The sequence below is a fragment of the Clostridium sp. genome (assembly GCF_034179595.1).
Lineage (GTDB): Bacteria > Bacillota > Clostridia > Clostridiales > Clostridiaceae > Clostridium.
In genome coordinates, this window is record NZ_JAXFPT010000054.1 from 1 (window position 1) to 19804 (window position 19804).

Consider the following 19804-nt stretch of genomic DNA (forward strand, 5'->3'; position numbering starts at 1 on the left):
ATGGTAATGCCAGGAGACCACATCGACATGAACGTTGAATTAATCCACCCAGTAGCTATGGAAGAAGGATTAAGATTCGCAATCAGAGAAGGTGGAAGAACTGTAGGTTCAGGAGTTGTTACTAGCGTAATCGAATAGTAATAATAAATTCCATTTATTAAAAATAGTAAGAGAGACGTCTCTTACTATTTTTTTGTTATACAGATAAATTGTATAATAATAAAAACAAGTAAAAGTTTACAATACTAACTAGAAAATTACTTAAATAAAATACTTGATATTTATTTAAAATCCTATTAAAATATAGAAAGCGAATTAATTTTGACGAAGAAAAATTAAAAATAATTTAAAATTTAAAATTAAAAATTACTTGAAAAAGATAAATTTTAATAGTATAATGTAGAAGTTGTATAGCATGCGGCGATGAATCAAGAGGTTGCCGGACTTCCGGGGAATTCTTGATGAGTATGTCAGGATCTAGAATCCGACGACAGGGATTCTATATTTCTTTCCTAAAGTTATGAAACACCAGGAACAGTTTATAGGAGAACCGCTGTTGTGCGTTAGAAGTAAAGCGTACATGAAAAGGAGGGAAACCAAGATGTCAAAACAAAAAATAAGAATCAGATTAAAAGCTTTTGATCACACAATATTAGATCAATCAGCAGAAAAAATCGTTGAAACTGCAAAGTCAACAGGAGCTAAGGTTGCAGGTCCAATACCACTACCTACTGAAAAAGATGTTGTTACTATATTAAGAGCAGTTCACAAATATAAGGACTCAAGAGAACAATTCGAAATAAGAACTCACAAGAGACTTATAGATATCGTTAATCCATCACCAAAAACTGTTGATGCATTAATGAGATTAAATCTACCAGCTGGTGTAGATATCGAAATCAAGCTATAATAGCAAAATTATAATAAAGACATTGAACTATTACGATTGCATAGCAATCCGCTGATAAGTTTTGGAGGTGTAAATACATGAAAAAAGCTATAATTGGTAAGAAAATAGGAATGACTCAAATTTTCGATGAAAATGGTAAAGTAATTCCAGTAACAGTTGTAGAAGCAGGTCCATGTGTTGTAACTCAAAAGAAAACTATCGAAAACGATGGTTATGATGCAATACAAGTTGGTTTTGGAGACGTAAGAGAAAAATTAGTTAACAAGCCAAAACAAGGACACTTTGCAAAAGCAGGAGTTTCATTAAGAAGAACTCTTAAAGAATTCAGATTAGAAAATGCTAGCGAATATGAAGTTGGTCAAGAAATAAAGGCTGATGTATTTGCAGCAGGAGATAAGGTTGACGTATCAGGAGTTTCAAAAGGTAAGGGATTCCAAGGCGTTATCAAGAGATGGAATCAACAAAGAGGACCTATGTCACACGGTTCTAAATTCCACAGAGCACCAGGTTCAATGGGGGCAGCTTCAGATCCTTCAAGAACATTCAAGAATAAGAAGATGCCAGGACACATGGGTGCTGCAAACACTACAGTATTAAACTTAGAAGTAGTTAAAGTAATGGCTGATAAAAACTTAATACTAATCAAGGGTGGAATTCCAGGTCCAAACAAGAGCACAGTAGTAATAAGAAATACAGTTAAGGCTTAATTTCTTAAGGAAAGGAGGAAGCAGGATGCCTACAGTAGGATTATTCAATAAAGAAGGTAAAAAAGTTGGAGATTTCCAATTAAACGAAAATATATTCGGAATTGAAATAAACGAAAATGCTATGCACCAAGTAGTTGTTGCATTATTAGCTAACAAGAGACAAGGAACTCAATCAGCTAAAACAAGAGCTGAAGTTAGAGGAGGCGGAATCAAGCCTTGGAGACAAAAGGGAACTGGTAGAGCTAGACAAGGTTCAATCAGAGCACCACAATGGATCAAGGGTGGTATTGTATTCGCACCAAAGCCAAGAGATTACAGAATGGCTATACCAAAGAGCATGAAGAGAGTTGCTATGATGTCAGCATTATCAACTAAAGTTCAAGACGGACAAATGGTTGTTGTTGAAGATTTAGCATTTGATTCAATCAAGACTAAGAATGTAGTTAACATGCTAAACGCAATGGAAGCTAAGAAGACTTTAATCATAACAGCTGAATCAAATGAAGTTGTTTATAAGTCAGCTAGAAACATTGAAGGTGTAGCAGTTATACCTGCAAACAACATCAACGTTTATGACTTACTTAAGTTTGAAAAAGTAGTTATGACTAAAGATGCTGTATCAAAAATTGAGGAGGTGTACGCATAATGAATTTAACAAGCCATGATATAATAAGAAAGCCTGTTATAACTGAAAAGAGTATGGCAGCAATGGCAGAAAATAAGTACACTTTCATAGTTCACATAAGTGCTAACAAATCTCAAATAAAGAGAGCAGTTGAAGAAGTTTTCAACGTTAAAGTTGCAGACGTAAAGACTAGCAGAACTATGGGAAAAACTAAGAGAATGGGCGTACATGTAGGAAAGAGAGCTGACTATAAGAAAGCTATCGTTACATTAGCTGAAGGAAGCACTATTGAATTCTTCGAAGGAATGCAATAGTCGTCAATAAAGTGATTTATTGGTGATTTTTCACCAGATAAGCTGAAAGAAGGAGGGAAATTAAATGGCAGTTAAAACATTTAGACCAATGACACCATCAAGAAGAAATATGACTATGCCTACATTTGAAGAAATAACTACAAATGTTCCAGAAAAGTCATTATTAGTTTCTTTAAAGAAAACTGGTGGTAGAAATGCACAAGGTAAAATAACTGTAAGACACCACGGTGGTGGCGCTAAGAGAAAATACAGAATAATTGATTTCAAGAGAAATAAGGATGGTATTCCAGCAACAGTTGCTACAATAGAATACGATCCAAATAGATCAGCATATATTGCATTAGTTGTATACGCAGATGGAGAAAAGAGATACATAATCGCTCCAGCAGGATTAAAAGTTGGAGATACAGTTGTATCAGGAGCAGATGCGGATATAAAACCAGGTAATGCATTACCATTATTAAACATTCCAGTAGGTACATTCATACACAATATAGAATTACAAGCTGGAAAAGGTGGTCAATTAGTAAGAGCTGCTGGTTTATCAGCTCAATTAATGGCTAAAGAAGGTAAGTATGCAACATTAAGATTACCTTCAGGTGAAATGAGATATGTTAGAATAGAATGTAGAGCTACAGTTGGTACTGTTTCAAATTCAACTAACGATATCGTTAAGATAGGTAAAGCTGGTAGAAAGAGACACATGGGTATCAGACCAACAGTTAGAGGTTCAGTAATGAATCCTAATGATCACCCACACGGTGGTGGAGAAGGTAAATCTCCAGTAGGTAGACCAAGTCCAATGACTCCATGGGGTAAACCAGCACTTGGATACAAGACTAGAAAGAATAAGAAATACTCAGATAAATTAATTATCAAGGGTAGAAATAAGAAATAGTTTGAAGAGAATATTCATTCTCTTCAAGGCTAAAGCCTAAGAAATGAAGGGAGGCAAATATAGTGAGTAGATCAATTAAAAAAGGACCTTTCGTCCATGCAGGACTTTTAAAGAAAATAGAAGAAATGAATGCTACTGGTGAACAAAAAGTTGTTAAAACTTGGTCAAGAAGTTCAACAATTTTCCCTCAAATGATAGGACACACAATAGCTGTTCATGATGGAAGAAAACATATTCCAGTTTATATTACAGAGGATATGGTAGGACATAAATTAGGTGAATTTTCACTAACTAGAACTTATAAAGGACATGATGATAAATCATCAAAAAGAAAGTAATAGAGCCTGGAAAGGAGGATCATAAATGGAAGCTAGAGCTATAGCTAAATATGTAAGAATGTCTCCAATAAAGGTAGGAGCTGTTCTTGATTTAATAAGAGGAAAAGATGTAAGAGAAGCAAGTGCTATTTTACAATACACTCCAAGAGAAGCTGCAGTTGCTATTAATAAAGTATTAAAGTCAGCTGTTGCAAATGCTGAAAACAATCATGGATTAGAAGCTGATAGATTATTCGTATCAGAAGCTTATGTAGGTCAAGGTCCAACATTAAAGAGATTTAGACCAATGGATCATGGTAAAGCATTCAGAATAAATAAGAGAACAAGTCATATAACATTAGTTGTTAAAGAAAGATAGAAAGAAGGAGGGAAATCGAAGTGGGTCAAAAAGTACATCCTCACGGACTTAGAGTAGGTGTTATCAAGGGATGGGATGCAAAATGGTATGCAAACAAAAAAGATTTTGCTGACAATCTAATAGAAGATAACAAAATAAGAGAATTCGTTAAAAAAGAACTTTTCTCAGCTGGTATCTCAAAGATAGAAATCGAAAGAGCAGCTAAGAGAGTTAAGTTAAATATATATACTGCTAAACCAGGTGTTGTCATCGGAAAAGGTGGTTCAGGTATAGAAACTTTAAAGAAGAAGTTAACAAACTTTGTATCAGGAAAGAACGTTCTTATCAACATAGTTGAAGTTAAGAATGTTGAAGCAGACGCTCAATTAATGGCTGAAAATATAGCAGCACAATTAGAAAAGAGAGTTTCATTCAGAAGAGCTATGAAACAAGTTATTCAAAGAGGAATGAAGCAAGGCGTTAAAGGAGTTAAGACTGCTTGTTCAGGAAGATTAGGTGGAGCTGAAATAGCTAGAACTGAACAATATCATGAAGGTACAATTCCACTACAAACTTTAAGAGCAGATATCGACTATGGATTTGCTGAAGCTGATACAACTTACGGTAAAATCGGAGTTAAAGTTTGGGTTTATAATGGAGAAGTTCTTCCAACTAAAAAAGTTGAAAAGGAAGAAGCTAACGCATAAGCATAAGAAAGGAGGAATAAATCATGTTAATGCCTAAAAGAGTTAAGCATCGTAAGGTACAACGTGGTAGAATGAAAGGTAAAGCAACAAGAGGAAATTTCCTAGCTTATGGAGATTTCGGTATTCAAGCTACTACTTGTGGATGGATTACAAGTAACCAAATAGAAGCTGCCAGAATTGCTATAAATAGATATATAAAAAGAGGAGGAAAACTTTGGATAAAGATTTTCCCAGATAAGCCAGTTACTGAAAAACCAGCTGAAACAAGAATGGGTTCAGGTAAAGGTTCACCAGAATACTGGGTTGCAGTAGTTAAACCAGGTAGAGTATTATTTGAATTATCTGGAGTTAATGAAGAAGTTGCAAGAGAAGCTATGAGACTTGCATCACACAAACTTCCTGTAAAAACTAAATTTGTTACAAGAAGAGATTTTGAGGAAATGGGTGGTGAAGAATAATGAAGGCTAGAGAATTAAAAGAATTAAGAGCAAGTAATCCTCAAGATTTAAAAGCTAAATTAGGCGAACTTAAAGCTGAATTATTCAACTTAAGATTCCAATTAGCTACAGGACAATTAGAAAATCCTATGAGAATAAGAGAAGTAAAGAAATCTATAGCCCAAATAAAAACCATCTTAAGACAAGAAGAGTTAAGGGTTGTTGAACAGTAATCTGGAAGGAGGTAAGACTTAATGGAAAGAGGACTAAGAAAAAAGAAAATCGGAAGAGTTGTTTCTGATAAAATGGATAAAACTATCGTAGTTGCTATTGAAACTAAAGTAAGACATCCACTATACGGAAAGACTGTTAACAGAACTACTAAGTTCAAAGCTCATGATGAAAATAATGAAGCAAAAGTTAATGATAGAGTATTAATAATGGAAACAAGACCTTTATCAAAAGATAAGAGATGGAGACTTGTTGAAATAGTTGAAAAAGCTAAGTAATATGGCTTAAAGACTGAAAGGAGGGTAATCTAATGATACAACAACAAACTAGATTAAAAGTTGCTGATAACTCAGGAGCAAAGGAAATAATGTGCATCAGAGTATTAGGCGGATCTAAGAGAAAGTATGGTAACATTGGAGATGTTATAGTTGCCAGCGTTAAAAGTGCAACACCAGGCGGAGTTGTTAAAAAAGGTGACGTTGTAAAAGCTGTTATTGTTAGATCAGTAAAAGGAATAAGAAGAGCAGACGGTTCATATGTAAGATTTGATGAAAATGCTGCTGTTATAATAAAAGATGATAAGCAACCAAGAGGAACACGTATCTTTGGACCTGTTGCTAGGGAGCTAAGAGATAAAGAATTTAATAAAATATTATCATTAGCACCAGAAGTTCTATAAAGAGGAGGTGGCTGACTTGAAAATACATGTAAGAAAGAACGACACAGTTGTAGTTATATCAGGAAAAGATAAAGGTAAAACAGGTGAAGTTTTAAAGGTATTCCCAAAAACTGGAAAGGTACTAGTTCAAGGAGTTAACATAGTAAAGAAGCACCAAAAGGCAGGTAGAACTCAAGCTGAAAGTGCTATAATAGAAAAAGAAGCTGCAATAAACAGCTCAAAGGTAATGTTATATTGTACAAAGTGCAAAAAAGCTACTAGAATTAGCAACAGAATATTAGAAGATGGCGCTAAAGTTAGAGTATGCAAAAAGTGCGGAGAAACATTCTAGAAACTGAAAGGAGGTTAACAATATGACAAGACTTCAAGATAGATATGAAAAAGAAATAATTCCAGCTATGATGGAAAAATTCGGATATACAAATATAATGCAAGTTCCAAGACTTGAAAAGATAGTAATCAACATGGGTGTTGGTGAAGCTAAAGATAATCAAAAAGTTTTAGAATCAGCTGTTAATGACTTAACTTTAATAAGTGGTCAAAAGCCAATATTAACAAGAGCTAAGAAATCAGTTGCTAACTTTAAGATAAGAGAAAATATGGCATTAGGATGCAAAGTTACATTAAGAAAAGCTAAAATGTACGAATTTGCTGATAAATTAATGTCAATTGCTTTACCAAGAGTTAGAGACTTTAGAGGAATTTCAGCTAAATCATTCGATGGTAGAGGAAATTACTCATTAGGAATTAAAGAACAATTAATATTCCCAGAAATAGAGTACGATAAGATCGACAAAGTAAGAGGAATGGATGTAATCTTCGTTACAACTGCAAACACTGACGAAGAAGCAAGAGAATTATTAAGATTCCTTGGAATGCCATTTGCTCAACAATAAGGAGGGGTATCTATGGCACGTAAAGCGATGATAGAAAAGTGGAGTAAAGCACCTAAGTATAAAACTAGAGCTTATACTAGATGTAGAATATGTGGAAGACCACATTCTGTATTAAAGAAATTCGGTATATGCCGTATCTGTTTCAGAGAACTTGCATACAAAGGCCAAATCCCTGGTTGTAGAAAAGCAAGCTGGTAATACTGAAGATAGCGAAAGGAGGCACATTAAATGGTTATGACAGATCCTATAGCAGATTTGCTAACTCGTATAAGAAACGCAAATGCTGTTAAACATGAAGTAGTTGAGGTACCTTCTTCTAATGTAAAGAAGGCCGTTGCAAATATATTATTACAAGAAGGATACATCAAGGAAATTGATGAATACAATGATGGAGTAGTTCCAATGTTAAGAATAACTCTTAAATATGGAGCTAACAACGAAAGAGTAATAACTGGATTAAAGAGAATATCAAAACCAGGATTAAGAGTATACTGCAAAAAGGATGAAACTCCTAGAGTTCTTAATGGTTTAGGAATCGCTGTTATTTCAACTTCAAAAGGAATAATGGTAGATAGAGAAGCTAGAAAGAACAACATAGGTGGAGAAGTTCTTTGCTACGTTTGGTAGTAATTAAATAGTAATTAATAGATGAATATATGCATTTAAAGAAAAACAGGAGGTGCAATTATGTCAAGAGTAGGTAGATTACCAATAGCTATACCTGCTGGCGTAACTGTTACAGTAACACCTGACAATGTTGTTACAGTAAAAGGACCAATGGGTGAGCTAGTAGAAGCTATGCACAAAGACATTAATATCGCGGTTGAAAACAACGAAGTAGTTGTAACTAGACCTAGTGACGTTAAAGAGCATAGAGCTCTTCACGGATTAACAAGAGCACTTATAAACAACATGGTTGAAGGAGTTACTAAAGGATTCCAAAAGACTTTAATATTAAATGGTGTTGGTTATAGAGCTCAAAAGCAAGGAAAGAAACTTGTAATGAACCTTGGATATTCACATCCAGTTGAAATAGAAGCTGTTGAAGGTGTTGAATTTGAAACACCTGAAGCTACAAAAGTAGTTGTAAAAGGAATCAACAAGCAAAAAGTTGGAGAAGCAGCTGCTAAGATCAGATCATGGAGAAAGCCTGAACCATACAAGGGTAAAGGAATAAGATACGAAGACGAAGTGATCAGACGTAAAGAAGGTAAAACTGGTAAGTAATAATAGAAAGGAGTGAGCTTTATATGTTCAAGAAAGCAGACAGAAAAGCTAGCAGAAAGAGACGTCACCTTAGAGTACGTAAGAAAGTTTTCGGTACTCCTGAAAGACCAAGACTTTCAGTATACAGAAGTGAAAAAAATATTTACGCACAAATAATAGATGATATAAATGCTGTAACACTTGTTGCTGCTTCAAGCTTAGAAAAAGATTTCTCAGCTAAAGGTGGAAACAAAGAAGGCGCTAAGTTAGTAGGCGAATTAGTTGGTAAGAAAGCTGCCGAAAAGGGAATAACAGAAGTTGTTTTCGATAGAGGTGGATTTGTATATCACGGAAGAATTCAATCATTAGCAGAAGGTGCTAGAGAAGCAGGCTTAAAATTCTAAGAAACGAGGAGGGAAATAAATGAGAATCGATCCTAGTACACTAGACCTTAAAGAAAAGGTTGTTAACATAAATAGAGTTACTAAGGTTGTTAAGGGTGGTAGAAACTTCAGATTCGCAGCTCTAGTTGTTGTCGGAGACGAGAACGGACACGTTGGAGTTGGAATGGGTAAATCTATCGAAATACCTGAAGCAATCAAAAAAGGAATAGAAGACGCTAAGAAAAACTTAGTATCAGTTTCATTAGTTGGAAACACAATTCCTCATGAAATACACGGTAAGTTTGGAACAGGAGATGTTCTTATAATGCCAGCTAAAGAAGGTACAGGAGTTATCGCTGGAGGTCCAGCTAGAGTAGTACTTGAATTAGCAGGAATCAAGGATGTTAGAGCTAAATCATTAGGTTCAAACAATCCTAATAACATGGTTAAAGCAACAATCAATGGATTAGCAAGCTTAAGAACAGCTGAAGAAATAGCTAAATTAAGAGGAAAATCTGTTGAAGAAATATTAGGTTAGGAGGGAAATTGCATGGCTAAATTAAGAATTACATTAGTAAAAAGCTTAATAGGTAGAAAGAAAGACCATATCGCTACTGCAAATGCCCTTGGACTTAAGAAGATAGGTAAGACAGTAGAGCATGAGGGAACTCCTCAAATAAACGGTATGATTAAGAAGATAAGCTACATGTTAAATGTAGAAGAAGTATAAAAAGAGGAGGTGCACTGAGTATGAAACTTCATGAATTAAAGCCAGCAGCTGGAAGCAGAAAGGCTCCTAAGAGAGTTGGTAGAGGAACTGGTTCAGGTTTAGGAAGAAATGCTGGTAAAGGTGAAAAAGGACAAAACGCTAGATCAGGCGGTGGAGTTAGACCTGGATTCGAAGGAGGTCAAATGCCATTATACAGAAGACTTCCTAAGAGAGGATTCACTAATATCTTCGCTAAAAAGATCGTTAGCATAAACGTAGATAGATTAAACATATTTGAAAATGGAACAGAAGTTACTCCAGAATTATTATTAGAAAGAAGAGTTATCTCAAAGGTAATGGATGGAGTTAAAATTCTTGGAAACGGAAACTTAGAAAAGAACTTAACTGTAAAAGGATGTAAGTTCTCAAAATCTGCTATCGAAAAAATCGAAGCAGCTGGAGGAAAAGTTGAGGTGAAATAAGAATGCTATCAACCCTACGTAATGCCTGGAAGGTACCTGAATTAAGAAAGAGATTTTATTGGACGATATTCTTAGTTGCAATCTTTAGGATGGGAAGTCACATTCCTGTTCCTGGGATTAGCACTGAATATCTGAAAGGAATGACTCAGTCAGGAAATTTAATGGGGTTCTATGATTTAATATCAGGTGGAGCCTTTAGTAGGTTTAGTATTTTTGCTCTTGGTGTAATGCCATACATTAATGCATCAATCATAACTCAGCTTTTAACAATAGCTATACCATCATTAGAACAACTTTCTAAAGAAGGTGAAGATGGTAGAAGAAAGATTCAAAATGCCACTAGGTATTTATCGATTGTTATAGCAGTTATTCTTGCATTTGGTATGTACGCAACAATATCCCAAATGGGAGCTACAACAGGTATGAAGACTGTACAAATGATAGTTGTAGTATTGGCTCTAGTTGTTGGATCAACATTCTGTATGTGGTTAGGAGACCAAATCACTGTTAAAGGTTTCGGAAATGGTGTTTCAATCCTGATTTTTGTAAATATAGTTTCAAGATTACCAATAACAATAAGATCTATATTAGTTCTAGAGAATACAGGAGATATAAGTGTTGTTGAAATTGCATTATTCTTAGTATTTGCTATATTAGCACTTACTGGAGTAGTATATTTTTCACTTGCAGAAAGAAGAATTCCTGTTCAATATGCAGGAAAAGCAGTTGGAAATAAAGTAATGAGAAGTCAATCTACTCATATACCTTTAAGTATAGTTGGATCAGCTGTCATAGCTATTATCTTTTCTATGTCAGTTATGCAATTCTTACCAACAATTGCAGGTTTTTTCTCAAATCATGAATGGGCAAAATGGATTACAAGCAGTCCAATGAGTATTTTTAATAGCAATACATGGATGTATCCAGTTGTATATGCATTATTAACAATATTCTTTACTTGGTTTTATACTCAAGTTACATTCAAGCCAGAAGAAATGTCAGAAAACCTTCATAAATCTGCAGGATTTATACCAGGTGTTAGACCTGGAGAACCTACAACACAATATTTTGAAAGTATTCTAAATAGAGTCTCTTTCATTGGAGGAATATTTGCAGCAGTACTTGCTGTAACGCCAATAGTTATAAATAACTATACTTCATTCAAAGGAATACAATTTGGGGGAACAGCACTTCTTATTGTAGTGAGTGTTGCTCTAGATTTCACAAGAAAACTAGAATCACAAATGATAATGAGACACTACAAAGGATTTCTTAAATAAGATTAAGTAATGGAGATGATGCCCGTGAAAATTATTTTACTAGGTCCTCCTGGAGCAGGAAAAGGAACACAGGCAAAATCAATTAGTAATAGATATTCAATTCCACACATTTCTACAGGAGATATTTTCAGAAAGAACATTTCAGAAAATACTCCATTAGGAATTGAAGCAAAAAAATATATGGATAACGGACAATTAGTTCCTGATTCTGTTACTATAGATATGGTTAAAGATAGACTTCAAGATGACGATTGTAAAAATGGATATCTATTAGATGGTTTCCCAAGAACAGTTGCTCAAGCTGAAGCTTTACAAGAATTCTTAGATAGTAGAAATGAGAAATTAGATACAGCTTTATGTATCGAAGTTCCAAGCGAATTCATACTAGAAAGAATGACTGGAAGAAGAGTTTGTCCATCATGTGGAGCAAGTTATCACATCAAATTCAACCCTACAAAAGTTGAAGGAAAATGTGATATTTGTGGAAATGATGTAGTACAAAGAAAAGATGATACAGAAGAAACTGTAAAAGAAAGACTTGATGTGTATGAAAGACAAACACAACCACTAATTGATTTTTATAAGAATAAAAATTTACTTTCAACAGTTGATGGTACTAAAGCAATCAACGAAGTATTTGAAAGTATCTGCGAAATTTTAGGAAATGCTAAATAATTTTGTTTAAAAATATTTAGTGATTGATATAATTTAAAAGCAGGAAAATATATCACATGTGATACAAACATAAGCAAATGAACTTCAATTGTAAAAAAGTTTGTAGAACACGGGATAGGCAGAGATCTACATGAAGATCCTGAAGTACCAAACTTCGGTAGACCAGGTATATGTCCAATATGAGATTTTAAGTTTAATCTTAAAAGTAGTTGGACGGTTGTAACAAGTGATGGAAGCCTATCAGCACATTACGGAAATATAGTTGCGATTTTACCAGATGGTCCCGAAACATTAACACTAGTTAAATAAAAGTGTTTCTTAGTTATAAATTTGTAGAGTATTAATTACTGTACTTATTTATTTCTAAGGTAATCATCGAGGTGAAAAATTTGCAAAACAATGACTTGATTGGGAAAGTTGTACTTTCTTTAGCTGGTAGAGATAAAAATCATTTATATGTAATAACTAGTGTAGTTGATGATAATTATGTATTACTTTCAAATGGTGATACTAAGAAAATCAAAGAACCTAAGAAAAAAAAGGTTAAGCATTTAGAATTTTTAGAAAATATAGATGAAGAAATAAGATCAGCCATAATCGACGGCAAAAGAAAAGATACTGACTTAAAAATTAAGAGATTTTTAAAATTAAGAGGCATTGTTAAGGAGGGTTGATTACCTTATGTCAAAAGATGATGTTATAGAAATGCAAGGAGTCGTTGTTGAATCCTTACCAAACGCTAACTTCCAAGTTGAACTTGAAAGTGGGCATACAATTCTAGCACATATATCAGGAAAATTAAGAATGAACTTCATAAGAATTTTACCTGGAGATAAAGTTACAGTGGAACTTTCTCCATATGACTTAACAAGAGGTAGAATTACTTGGAGAGCAAAATAAGATAGAAATTCTATCAAATATTACAAGGAGGGTTAGCGATGAAAGTAAGACCATCAGTTAAGCCTATTTGCGAAAAGTGCAAAGTAATTAGAAGAAAAGGAAGAGTAATGGTAATCTGTGAAAATCCAAAGCACAAGCAAAAGCAAGGCTAATATAGATAAATATTAGACAAAAAATACAAATTAGGTATTTAAAATTTATTGACTTTTTTATAAAAGTCAAATATGATTATATAGGCATTTAATTAAATAATTAGATTTTAGGAGCGGCTGATGATAGAGAAAAAAGTTTCTCTATTAACCTAAAATTTTATTATATATATATTACATTTTATATTTTTGAAAATCAAAAATAATAAACTTTTAGGCATTTCAATTACCAGGAGGTGTAAATTTTAATGGCAAGAATAGCAGGTGTTGACCTACCAAGAGAAAAAAGAGTTGAAATAGGTTTAACTTATATTTATGGAATAGGGTTACCTACTTCACATAAGATATTAGAAGCTACAGGAATAAACCTTGACACAAGAGTTAAGGATTTAACTGAAGACGAAGTAAATGCGTTAAGAACTTATATTAAGGAACTTACAATCGAAGGTGACTTAAGAAGAGAAGTAGCATTAAACATCAAGAGATTAGTAGAAATCGGATGTTATAGAGGAATTAGACATAGAAAAGGTCTTCCAGTAAGAGGACAAAAAACTAAGACTAATGCGAGAACAAGAAAAGGTCCTAAGAAGACTATCGCAAACAAGAAGAAGTAGTTAGGAGGGAAAGCAATGGCAAAGGTTAAAAAGACTAGAAGAAAAAAAGACAGAAAAAATGTTGAACATGGTGCTGCACACATCAAGTCAACTTTCAATAATTCAATAGTTACTTTAACAGACGCACAAGGAAATGCGTTATCATGGTCAAGTGCTGGAGCTCTAGGTTTCAGAGGATCAAGAAAAAGTACTCCATTTGCAGCTCAAATGGCAGCAGAAACTGCAAGTAAAGCAGCAATGGAACATGGTTTAAAGAGCATTGAAGTTTATGTAAAGGGACCAGGAGCTGGAAGAGAAGCAGCTATAAGATCTTTACAAGCAGCAGGATTAGAAGTAACTTTAATAAAAGATGTTACTCCAATCCCACACAATGGATGTAGACCACCAAAAAGAAGAAGAGTCTAGTATTTGATTCATACAGGAGGTGTAATTAATGGCAAGATATACTGGAGCTACATGTAGATTATGTAGAAGAGAAGGCATGAAATTATTCCTTAAAGGGGATAGATGTTATACAGATAAATGTGCTTTCACAAGAAGAAGTTATGCACCAGGACAACACGGAGCAGCTAGAAAGAAATTATCTAACTATGGTGTACAACTAAGAGAAAAGCAAAAAGCTAGAAGAATATACGGAGTGTTAGAAGGTCAATTCAGATCATACTATGAAAAGGCTGAACACATGAAGGGTATCACTGGTGAAAACTTATTAATGTTATTAGAATTAAGATTAGATAACGTTGTTTATAGATTAGGATATGGTGCTTCAAGAAACGAAGCAAGACAATTAGTTAACCACGGACATTTCTTAGTAAATGGTAAGAGAGTTGACATTCCTTCATTCAAAGTATCAGTTAATGATGTAATAACTGTTGCTGAAAAGAGCAGAGGAAGCGAAAAGTTCAAGACTTTCGTTGAAAATCCAAAAACTTTACCAAAATGGTTAGAAGCTAACGTTGAAAACTACGAAGGCAAAGTAGTTGCTGCACCAGCAAGAGAAGACATTGACGTACCAGTTAATGAAACTCTTATCGTTGAGTTATACAGCAAATAATTGTAATATTTGTTAAAACAAATATAGAATCAGTTGCCCTCAGAATAAGGTTGCCATTTTAAAAATAAGGAGGGTTCGTATGTTAGAAATCGAAAAGCCAATGATTGAATGTGTAGAGGCAAATGAAGACGGTACTTATGGTAAGTACGTTGTAGAACCATTAGAAAGAGGATATGGTATAACTTTAGGGAATGCCCTAAGAAGAATACTATTATCATCATTACCTGGAGTTGCAACTACTTCAGTTAAAATTGATGGTGTACTTCATGAATTTTCTACAATACAAGGAGTTAAAGAAGATGTTACTGAAATAATCCTTAACATCAAAGCTTTAGCTTTAAAAATGAATGGTGAAGGTCCAAAGACTATCTATATAGATGCAAAAGGACCTGGTGTTGTTACAGCTGCAGATATAAAGACTGATGGAGATGTTGAAGTTGTGAATAAAGATTTACATATCGCAACTTTAGATAACGACGGAAGACTTTATATGGAGTTAACTGTAAATAGAGGTAGAGGATATGTTACTCAAAATAAAAATAAGAGTGAAGATCTACCAATCTCAGCAATAGCTGTTGATTCAATATATACACCAGTTAAGAGAGTTAACTTTAAAGTTGAAAATACTAGAGTAGGTCAAATTACTGACTACGATAAGTTAACACTTGAAATTTGGACTGATGGAACTATTAAGATAGATGAAGCTATAAGCTTATCAGCAAAAATCTTAATAGAACATTTCAAATTATTTATGTCATTAACAGATGAAACTAATGATGTTGAAATAATGATAGAAAAAGAAGAAGATAAAAAGGAAAAAGTACTAGAAATGACTGTAGAAGAGCTAGATTTATCAGTTAGATCATATAACTGTTTAAAGAGAGCTGGTATCAATACAGTTCAAGAACTTGCTAACAGATCAATGGATGATATGATGAAAGTAAGAAATCTAGGAAAGAAATCCTTAGAAGAAGTTGAAAAGAAGCTTAAAGAATTAGGCTTAAGCTTAAAGTTAAGCGACGAGTAAGGAGGTAAATCCATGGCAGTTAATCGTAAGTTAGGTCGTCCAGCAGACCAAAGAAGAGCTATGCTTAGAAATTTAGTAACTAGTTTCTTAAAGCATGGTAAGATTGAAACAACTGAAACTAGAGCTAAAGAAACTAGAAGTTTAGCTGAAAAAATGATCACTCTTGCTAAGAGAGGAGATCTTCACGCTAGAAGACAAGTTTTAGCTTTTGTACAAGAAGAAGCTGTAGTTAAGCATTTATTTGATAATATAGCTCCACAATACACTGAAAGAAACGGTGGATATACAAGAATGTATAAGAAAGGTCCTAGAAGAGGGGACGGAGCTGAAATAGTTATACTTGAATTAGTTTAATTATTTAAGTGGGGATTAAGAGAAATCTTAATCCCCGTTTTGTTATATTTAAAAGATATTTTATATAGAGAATTAATGATTTAAATATTCTGAATAAGCTTGAAACTTAAGTTTAATGTTATATAATAGTGTTGGATAGATATACAATAATTGTTAGATTTGTATATAAAATATTACTTGGATATAAATATATTAGTTAAATGATTTTAATATGGAGGACTAAATGAGTCAAGAAATGATTAAGTGTGAAAATATAATTTTTAAATATACTTCACATGAAGATGGTATAGAAAGATATGCTATTAATGGCGTAGACTTAACAGTGAAAAAAGGAGAATTTTTAGTAGTCTTAGGTCATAATGGTTCTGGAAAATCAACATTAGCTAAGCATATGAATGCATTACTTTTACCTACTGAGGGAAATGTATATGTTGATGGTCTTAACACTAATGATGAAAATAATTTATGGGATGTTAGATCAAAGGCTGGAATGGTATTTCAAAATCCAGATAATCAAATGGTTGCAACAATAGTAGAAGAAGATGTAGCATTTGGGCCTGAAAATTTAGGAGTTGATCCTAAGGAAATAAGGAAACGTGTAGATGAAAGCTTAGAGAGGGTTGGGATGAGTGAATATAAAAGGCATGCTCCTCATCTTTTATCAGGAGGTCAAAAGCAAAGAGTAGCAATAGCAGGAATACTTGCAATGCAACCTGAATGTATAATTTTTGATGAACCAACTGCAATGTTAGATCCTATAGGAAGAAAAGATGTATTAAAAACTATTAAAGAAATTAATAAAGAATATGGAATTACAATAGTTCTTATAACACATTATATGGATGAAGCCGCTCAAGCTGATAGAATTGTTGTTATGGACAAAGGAAAATTAATAATGGAGGGGACTCCTAAAAAAGTGTTTTCACAAGTTGAACTTATGAAGAAAATAGGTTTAGATGTTCCACAGGTAACAGAACTTAGTTATGAATTGAATAAAGAAGGGATAAAGCTAGATAAAGAAATAATAAATGTAGATGAAATGGTGGAGGCATTATGTCAATTAAAATAGAGAACTTAACACATATATACATGCCTAATGGACCCTTTGAAAAAAAAGCATTAGATAATATAAATCTAGATATAAAAGATGGAGAGTTTATTGCTTTAATAGGGCATACAGGTTCAGGAAAATCAACTTTAATACAACATATGAATGGATTACTAGAAGCTACATCAGGAAAGATAATAATTGATGGAGAAGATATAACAGCTAAAGGGGTTAACCTTTCTGATGTAAGAAAAAAAGTAGGCTTAGTATTCCAATATCCAGAGTATCAGTTATTTGAAGAGACTATAGAAAAGGATATATCTTATGGGCCTAGGAATCTTGGATTAGATGAAGATGAAATACATAAAAGAGTCGTAAAATCAATGGAGATGGTAGGACTTGATTATGAAGAGTATAAAGACAAATCTCCTTTTGATTTAAGTGGAGGACAAAAGAAAAGAGTTGCAATAGCAGGTGTTGTTGCTATGGAACCTAAGATACTTATATTAGATGAACCTACTGCAGGACTTGATCCTAAAGGAAGAGATGATATATTAGATCAAATAAAGCTTCTTCATACAAAATATAATATGACAATAGTATTAGTTAGTCATAGTATGGAAGATGTAGCTAAACTTGCAGAAAGAGTTATTGTAATGAATAAGGGAAGTGTAGCATTGCAAGGAACACCAGCGCAAGTATTTAAAGAAGTAGAAACTTTAGAAAAAATAGGCCTTGGGGTACCACAAGTTACTTATCTTATGAGAGAACTTAGAAAAAAAGGGTTTAATGTAAGTGATGAAGTTTATACGATTGAACAATGTAAAGAAGAGTTAAAGAAAATATTTTATAAAAAATCAAATAGTCAGGGGGATAATTAGGTGTTAAAGGATATAACTATAGGTCAATATATACCAGGGAATTCGTTTGTTCATAAGCTAGATCCTAGAACAAAAATATTAATATCTCTGCTATTTATTATTTCTCTATTTTTAATAGATAAATTTGTAGGATATATTTTAGTAGTTGCATTTATAGGTGCAGTAATTATTAATTCTAAAGTGCCACCAAGATTTATATTAAAAGGATTAAAACCAATTATATTTTTAGTAATACTTACTTCAATATTAAATGTATTTATGATAAAGGGAACTCCTGATACATTAATATTTAAGTTTGGATTTTTAAGTATCTATACTCAAGGTGTCAATACAGCGTTATTTATGGCATTAAGACTAATATTTTTAGTAGTTGGAACATCTTTATTAACTTTAACAACATCTCCTATAGAACTTACAGATGGAATTGAAATTCTTTTAAGACCTATAGGAAAAGAAATGGCACATCAGCTTGCTATGATGATGACTATAGCATTAAGATTTATACCAACTCTTATGGACGAAACTGATAAAATTATGAAGGCACAAAAGGCAAGAGGAGCAGATTTTGAATCAGGTGGAATTATTCAAAAAGCAAAGAATTTAGTACCTCTTTTAGTTCCATTATTTATAAGTTCATTTAGAAGAGCAGATGAGCTTGCAATGGCTATGGAAGCTAGATGTTATAGAGGTGGTTCAGGAAGAACTCGTATGAAGAAATTACAATTTTCTAATAGAGACTTTATAGCATGGGGAATATTTGCGATATTATTTATAGCGAGCATAATAATTAGAATACTTTAAGTTTTAGGTGAGATTATGAAAAATATAAAGCTAACAATTGAATATGATGGAACTAATTATTTAGGATGGCAAAAACAAAAGAGTAGCAAAAATACTATTCAAGAAACTATAGAGATAGCAATTTCAAAAATAGTAAAAAAAGAAGTAGCTATAACTGGAAGTTCTAGAACAGATTCAGGAGTGCATGCAAAAGGTATGGTGGCAAATTTTTATACAGATAGTAATGTTCCACCTGAAAGATTTAGAGAAGCTATAAATACAAAATTACCAGATGATATTGCTATTATAAAATCTGAAGAGGTATCAGAAGAATTTCATTCTAGATACGATAGTAAGGGTAAGACTTATTGCTATACTATAATAAATAGAGATGAAAAAGTAGCATTATATAAGAATTTTTCTTATCATGTTAAAGAAAAGCTAGACATAGATGAGATGAAAAAAGCATGCCAATATTTTATAGGTAAACATGATTTTAAAGCTTTTAAAACAAATGGAAGTTCAGTAAAGACATCTATTAGAACCATAAAGGATTTACATATAGAAAATGAAGGTAATATTATAAAGGTTTTTGTTACAGCTGATGGTTTTTTATATAATATGGTAAGAATAATAGTAGGGACTTTAATTGAAGTAGGACGTGGAAAAATAAAGGCTAGTGATATAGAAAATATAATAAAAGAAGGAAAGAGAGAAAAAGCTGGATACTGTGTTCCAGCAAACGGCCTTGTTTTAGAAAAAGTTTATTATTAATACAAAAAAAGTGTAAAAAGTTTGTTGACACGCCCGTAAGCGTGTATTATAATAATAAATGTTTGTTAGAATATTTATGTATATAAGATTTAGTAAACTAACATCTTAACATAAATGCAATATGTAGATATTGCGAATCGTAAGTTCAAGGAGGGAAACAGAGATGAAATCATACATTGCAAAAGCACAAGAAGTTGAAAGAAAATGGTATGTTGTTGATGCTGCTGGTAAGCCACTAGGAAGAGTTGCTAGCCAAGTTGCTTCAATCTTAAGAGGAAAAAATAAGCCAACATTTACACCAAATGTTGACTGCGGAGATTTCGTTATCGTAATCAATGCTGAAAAAGTTGTTTTAACTGGTAAGAAGTTAGATCAAAAATTAATGAGAAAGCATAGCTTATATCCAGGT

General features: G+C 33.1%; 36 protein-coding genes and 2 pseudogenes. All 38 read left to right on the forward strand.

Features of this window, described 5'->3' with window-relative positions:
- Positions 1-138 (forward strand): annotated as a pseudogene (gene tuf / locus SPJ33_RS06200) (elongation factor Tu); the annotation flags it as partial.
- Positions 139-601: 463 nt separating this feature from the next.
- Complete coding sequence (gene rpsJ, locus SPJ33_RS06205; RefSeq protein ID WP_022211980.1) at positions 602-910, forward strand: 30S ribosomal protein S10; 309 nt, start codon at positions 602-604, stop codon at positions 908-910.
- Between the two features lie 77 nt (positions 911-987).
- On the forward strand, positions 988-1617 hold the full coding sequence (gene rplC, locus SPJ33_RS06210; protein ID WP_321117105.1) for a 50S ribosomal protein L3: 630 nt from the start codon (positions 988-990) through the stop codon (positions 1615-1617).
- Positions 1618-1642: 25 nt separating this feature from the next.
- The gene (rplD, locus tag SPJ33_RS06215; protein WP_321117106.1) at positions 1643-2263 is read left to right on the forward strand and encodes a 50S ribosomal protein L4; all 621 of its coding nucleotides are present in this window, start codon (positions 1643-1645) and stop codon (positions 2261-2263) included.
- Positions 2263-2556, forward strand: coding sequence for a 50S ribosomal protein L23 (gene rplW, locus SPJ33_RS06220; protein WP_039312805.1), 294 nt, complete (start codon positions 2263-2265; stop codon positions 2554-2556). The genes rplD and rplW overlap by 1 nt, the downstream gene beginning before the upstream one ends.
- A gap of 64 nt (positions 2557-2620) precedes the next feature.
- Positions 2621-3454, forward strand: coding sequence for a 50S ribosomal protein L2 (gene rplB, locus SPJ33_RS06225; protein WP_321117107.1), 834 nt, complete (start codon positions 2621-2623; stop codon positions 3452-3454).
- 62 nt (positions 3455-3516) lie between these two features.
- On the forward strand, positions 3517-3792 hold the full coding sequence (gene rpsS, locus SPJ33_RS06230; RefSeq protein ID WP_321117108.1) for a 30S ribosomal protein S19: 276 nt from the start codon (positions 3517-3519) through the stop codon (positions 3790-3792).
- 25 nt (positions 3793-3817) lie between these two features.
- Positions 3818-4150, forward strand: coding sequence for a 50S ribosomal protein L22 (gene rplV, locus SPJ33_RS06235; RefSeq protein WP_321117109.1), 333 nt, complete (start codon positions 3818-3820; stop codon positions 4148-4150).
- A gap of 20 nt (positions 4151-4170) precedes the next feature.
- Positions 4171-4836 (forward strand): 30S ribosomal protein S3, encoded by a 666-nt coding sequence (gene rpsC / locus SPJ33_RS06240; RefSeq protein WP_321117110.1) that lies wholly within the window; start codon positions 4171-4173, stop codon positions 4834-4836.
- A gap of 23 nt (positions 4837-4859) precedes the next feature.
- Positions 4860-5294, forward strand: a complete 435-nt coding sequence (rplP, locus tag SPJ33_RS06245; RefSeq protein WP_029699407.1) for a 50S ribosomal protein L16 — start codon at positions 4860-4862, stop codon at positions 5292-5294.
- Positions 5294-5506 carry a 50S ribosomal protein L29 gene (rpmC, locus tag SPJ33_RS06250; protein ID WP_039312823.1) on the forward strand — a complete coding sequence of 71 codons (213 nt, stop codon included), beginning with the start codon at positions 5294-5296 and terminating at the stop codon, positions 5504-5506. The genes rplP and rpmC overlap by 1 nt, the downstream gene beginning before the upstream one ends.
- A 21-nt stretch (positions 5507-5527) precedes the next feature.
- Positions 5528-5782 (forward strand): 30S ribosomal protein S17, encoded by a 255-nt coding sequence (gene rpsQ / locus SPJ33_RS06255; protein WP_209796874.1) that lies wholly within the window; start codon positions 5528-5530, stop codon positions 5780-5782.
- Positions 5783-5814: 32 nt separating this feature from the next.
- Entirely contained in the window at positions 5815-6183 is a 369-nt protein-coding gene (gene rplN, locus SPJ33_RS06260) for a 50S ribosomal protein L14 (protein ID WP_321117111.1), read from the forward strand.
- A 16-nt stretch (positions 6184-6199) separates the two neighbouring features.
- Entirely contained in the window at positions 6200-6514 is a 315-nt protein-coding gene (rplX, locus tag SPJ33_RS06265; protein ID WP_321117112.1) for a 50S ribosomal protein L24, read from the forward strand.
- Between the two features lie 22 nt (positions 6515-6536).
- The gene (gene rplE / locus SPJ33_RS06270) at positions 6537-7079 is read left to right on the forward strand and encodes a 50S ribosomal protein L5 (protein ID WP_321117113.1); all 543 of its coding nucleotides are present in this window, start codon (positions 6537-6539) and stop codon (positions 7077-7079) included.
- A 12-nt stretch (positions 7080-7091) separates the two neighbouring features.
- Positions 7092-7277 carry a type Z 30S ribosomal protein S14 gene (locus SPJ33_RS06275; protein WP_321117115.1) on the forward strand — a complete coding sequence of 62 codons (186 nt, stop codon included), beginning with the start codon at positions 7092-7094 and terminating at the stop codon, positions 7275-7277.
- A gap of 30 nt (positions 7278-7307) precedes the next feature.
- Positions 7308-7706: a 30S ribosomal protein S8 gene (gene rpsH / locus SPJ33_RS06280; protein WP_321117116.1), complete on the forward strand. Its 399-nt coding sequence runs from the start codon at positions 7308-7310 to the stop codon at positions 7704-7706.
- Between the two features lie 60 nt (positions 7707-7766).
- Positions 7767-8306 carry a 50S ribosomal protein L6 gene (rplF, locus tag SPJ33_RS06285; protein WP_321117117.1) on the forward strand — a complete coding sequence of 180 codons (540 nt, stop codon included), beginning with the start codon at positions 7767-7769 and terminating at the stop codon, positions 8304-8306.
- Between the two features lie 23 nt (positions 8307-8329).
- The gene (gene rplR, locus SPJ33_RS06290) at positions 8330-8689 is read left to right on the forward strand and encodes a 50S ribosomal protein L18 (RefSeq protein WP_321117118.1); all 360 of its coding nucleotides are present in this window, start codon (positions 8330-8332) and stop codon (positions 8687-8689) included.
- Between the two features lie 19 nt (positions 8690-8708).
- The gene (gene rpsE, locus SPJ33_RS06295) at positions 8709-9206 is read left to right on the forward strand and encodes a 30S ribosomal protein S5 (protein WP_321117119.1); all 498 of its coding nucleotides are present in this window, start codon (positions 8709-8711) and stop codon (positions 9204-9206) included.
- A gap of 12 nt (positions 9207-9218) precedes the next feature.
- A complete protein-coding gene (gene rpmD, locus SPJ33_RS06300) occupies positions 9219-9398 on the forward strand; it encodes a 50S ribosomal protein L30 (RefSeq protein ID WP_321117120.1) in 180 nt (59 codons plus the stop codon).
- 20 nt (positions 9399-9418) lie between these two features.
- The gene (rplO, locus tag SPJ33_RS06305; RefSeq protein WP_321117121.1) at positions 9419-9859 is read left to right on the forward strand and encodes a 50S ribosomal protein L15; all 441 of its coding nucleotides are present in this window, start codon (positions 9419-9421) and stop codon (positions 9857-9859) included.
- A gap of 2 nt (positions 9860-9861) precedes the next feature.
- On the forward strand, positions 9862-11139 hold the full coding sequence (gene secY / locus SPJ33_RS06310; RefSeq protein ID WP_321117122.1) for a preprotein translocase subunit SecY: 1278 nt from the start codon (positions 9862-9864) through the stop codon (positions 11137-11139).
- 24 nt (positions 11140-11163) lie between these two features.
- On the forward strand, positions 11164-11814 hold the full coding sequence (locus SPJ33_RS06315) for an adenylate kinase (RefSeq protein ID WP_321117123.1): 651 nt from the start codon (positions 11164-11166) through the stop codon (positions 11812-11814).
- A gap of 84 nt (positions 11815-11898) precedes the next feature.
- Positions 11899-12123 (forward strand): annotated as a pseudogene (locus tag SPJ33_RS06320) (type I methionyl aminopeptidase); the annotation flags it as partial.
- Between the two features lie 80 nt (positions 12124-12203).
- On the forward strand, positions 12204-12488 hold the full coding sequence (locus tag SPJ33_RS06325; protein WP_321117124.1) for a hypothetical protein: 285 nt from the start codon (positions 12204-12206) through the stop codon (positions 12486-12488).
- Between the two features lie 7 nt (positions 12489-12495).
- Complete coding sequence (gene infA, locus SPJ33_RS06330; RefSeq protein ID WP_204596698.1) at positions 12496-12714, forward strand: translation initiation factor IF-1; 219 nt, start codon at positions 12496-12498, stop codon at positions 12712-12714.
- Between the two features lie 38 nt (positions 12715-12752).
- Positions 12753-12866, forward strand: coding sequence for a 50S ribosomal protein L36 (gene rpmJ / locus SPJ33_RS06335; RefSeq protein ID WP_039312872.1), 114 nt, complete (start codon positions 12753-12755; stop codon positions 12864-12866).
- A 245-nt stretch (positions 12867-13111) separates the two neighbouring features.
- A complete protein-coding gene (gene rpsM / locus SPJ33_RS06340) occupies positions 13112-13477 on the forward strand; it encodes a 30S ribosomal protein S13 (RefSeq protein WP_204596697.1) in 366 nt (121 codons plus the stop codon).
- 15 nt (positions 13478-13492) lie between these two features.
- The gene (gene rpsK, locus SPJ33_RS06345; RefSeq protein ID WP_209796899.1) at positions 13493-13882 is read left to right on the forward strand and encodes a 30S ribosomal protein S11; all 390 of its coding nucleotides are present in this window, start codon (positions 13493-13495) and stop codon (positions 13880-13882) included.
- A gap of 28 nt (positions 13883-13910) precedes the next feature.
- Positions 13911-14531: a 30S ribosomal protein S4 gene (gene rpsD / locus SPJ33_RS06350; protein ID WP_321117125.1), complete on the forward strand. Its 621-nt coding sequence runs from the start codon at positions 13911-13913 to the stop codon at positions 14529-14531.
- 79 nt (positions 14532-14610) lie between these two features.
- Positions 14611-15558, forward strand: a complete 948-nt coding sequence (locus tag SPJ33_RS06355) for a DNA-directed RNA polymerase subunit alpha (RefSeq protein WP_321117126.1) — start codon at positions 14611-14613, stop codon at positions 15556-15558.
- Positions 15559-15570: 12 nt separating this feature from the next.
- Positions 15571-15912: a 50S ribosomal protein L17 gene (gene rplQ / locus SPJ33_RS06360; protein WP_321117127.1), complete on the forward strand. Its 342-nt coding sequence runs from the start codon at positions 15571-15573 to the stop codon at positions 15910-15912.
- A 223-nt stretch (positions 15913-16135) separates the two neighbouring features.
- The gene (locus SPJ33_RS06365) at positions 16136-16981 is read left to right on the forward strand and encodes an energy-coupling factor transporter ATPase (RefSeq protein WP_321117128.1); all 846 of its coding nucleotides are present in this window, start codon (positions 16136-16138) and stop codon (positions 16979-16981) included.
- The gene (locus SPJ33_RS06370; protein WP_321117129.1) at positions 16966-17841 is read left to right on the forward strand and encodes an energy-coupling factor transporter ATPase; all 876 of its coding nucleotides are present in this window, start codon (positions 16966-16968) and stop codon (positions 17839-17841) included. The genes SPJ33_RS06365 and SPJ33_RS06370 overlap by 16 nt, the downstream gene beginning before the upstream one ends.
- A complete protein-coding gene (locus SPJ33_RS06375) occupies positions 17842-18642 on the forward strand; it encodes an energy-coupling factor transporter transmembrane component T (protein ID WP_321117130.1) in 801 nt (266 codons plus the stop codon).
- 15 nt (positions 18643-18657) lie between these two features.
- The gene (gene truA / locus SPJ33_RS06380; protein ID WP_321117131.1) at positions 18658-19395 is read left to right on the forward strand and encodes a tRNA pseudouridine(38-40) synthase TruA; all 738 of its coding nucleotides are present in this window, start codon (positions 18658-18660) and stop codon (positions 19393-19395) included.
- 163 nt (positions 19396-19558) lie between these two features.
- A partial coding sequence (gene rplM / locus SPJ33_RS06385) for a 50S ribosomal protein L13 (protein ID WP_321117132.1) occupies positions 19559-19804 on the forward strand: 246 nt, incomplete at its 3' end.